This is a genomic window from Polaribacter sargassicola (genome assembly GCF_021991835.1).
GTDB classification, from domain to species: Bacteria; Bacteroidota; Bacteroidia; order Flavobacteriales; family Flavobacteriaceae; genus Polaribacter; species Polaribacter sargassicola.
Window position 1 is genome coordinate 1 of the sequence record NZ_JAHDAU010000158.1, and the last position, 303, is coordinate 303.

Here is a 303-nt window from a genome sequence, read left to right on the forward strand (position 1 = left end):
TCGGCGACGGAGTGGATCGCCTCGGCGAGCATCGAGGCCGAGCCGGAGAGCGCCCAGGCGATGAACTTGGCGAGGGCGATGCCCATGTTCGCCAGGAATGCGGCGATGATCGCCTTGCTGCCACCGGATGCGCTCATGTCACGAGTCTAGGACGTGAACGCAGCGCCGTTCCGGGCACACGCCCGGCGGCAGGACCTCGGCTCGTAGGATGGCGGCATGGTCGATTCGCTCCCCTCCCTCGCGTTCCTCGGTGCCGGCTCGATGGGAGGGGCGATCCTGCAGGGGGTCGTCGCCTCGGGAGTC

Annotated in this window: 1 protein-coding gene; it reads right to left on the bottom strand. The window is 69.0% G+C overall.

The genetic code is table 11. The features are described 5' to 3' along the window. Positions 1–137: cation efflux transmembrane domain-containing protein (locus tag KI686_RS17590; RefSeq protein ID WP_497801193.1), on the bottom strand; the 137-nt coding region annotated here is incomplete at its 3' end. Between the last annotated feature and the right edge of the window lie 166 nt (positions 138–303).